The organism is Phytohabitans sp. LZ39 (assembly GCF_059359075.1).
The window spans coordinates 1-1,035 of sequence record NZ_JCADBM010000061.1; the positions used below are offsets into that span (position 1 = coordinate 1).

2 protein-coding genes are annotated in these 1,035 nt (G+C 69.5%); both read left to right on the plus strand.

Annotated elements, in window-relative coordinates:
- Positions 1-158: 158 nt before the first annotated feature.
- Positions 159-953, plus strand: a complete 795-nt coding sequence (locus AC5L36_RS45335) for a glycosyltransferase family 2 protein (RefSeq protein WP_441225315.1) — start codon at positions 159-161, stop codon at positions 951-953.
- Positions 946-1,035, plus strand: a 90-nt coding sequence (locus AC5L36_RS45340; RefSeq protein ID WP_441225317.1) for an NAD-dependent epimerase/dehydratase family protein, incomplete at its 3' end; no start/stop codon positions are given. The genes AC5L36_RS45335 and AC5L36_RS45340, both read left to right, overlap by 8 nt.

Consider the following 1,035-nt stretch of genomic DNA (forward strand, 5'->3'; position numbering starts at 1 on the left):
GATCCGCACATCAAGGACGAGCGCTTCGTATCGCTCGACGAGGTGCTGGCCAAGGCCGACCTGCTCGTCATCGCCTGCCCACACCAGGAGTACACGGCCCTCGAGACGGCGACGCCGGTGGTGGACATGTGGGGGCTCACCGGCCAAGGCGTGAAGATATGACGATCACGCCCCGCGTGTCGGTGGTGATCCCCGTCTACAACGAGGGGGAGTCGATCGTCCGGTGCCTCGACCGGATCCTCCGTGAGGTGCTGCTGCCGGCCGAGGTGCTCGTCGTGCACGACATGCCGGAAGACACCACGGTGCCGTACGCGCAGGAGGTCGCCCGCACCGACCCGCGCGTCCGCACCGTGCTCAACACGTACGGGCGGGGCCCGGCCAACGCGATCCGCTTCGGCATCGACTCGGCGACCGCGCCCGTCGCGGTGGTCACGATGGCCGACGGCTCCGACGACCCGCGGCAGATCGACGACCTCGCCCGGCTCGTCGACCGGGGTGTGGTCGTGGCGGCCGCGTCGCGGTACATGCCCGGTGGGCAGCAGGTGGGCGGCCCCCGGTTCAAGCGGATGATGTCCCGCTGGGCGGGTCGCACGCTGCACTGGTTCGCCCGGGTGGGCACGCGCGACGCGACCAACAGCTTCAAGGCGTACGACACCGAGTTCGTGCGCCAGGTGGGGATCGAGTCGCGCACCGGTTTCGAGATCGGGCTGGAGCTGACCGCCAAGGCCAACAGGCTGCGGCTGCCCGTGGCCGAGATCCCCACGATCTGGCTCGACCGTCAGCTCGGCGAGTCCCGTTTCGACCTCGGGCGGTTCATGCCCTCGTACCTCAAGTGGTACTTCTTCGCGTACGGCCGCAGGCTGTCGGCCGAGCAGATCGCGGCACGCCGCGGCACGGCGGAGACCACGCCGGCCGACCCAACCCTGGAAAAGGAGAACAGCGCTAGTGGCTAAGGTCCTGGTTACCGGCTCGGCCGGCTTCATCGGTGGCTACGTGGTGGAGGAGCTGTTGGGCCGTGGCCACGAGGTGGTCGGG

Excerpts from the sequence above, each read along its gene's own strand:
- AC5L36_RS45335 (WP_441225315.1), top strand. The coding sequence starts at position 159 with ATGACGATCACGCCCCGCGTGTCGGTGGTGATCCCCGTCTACAACGAG.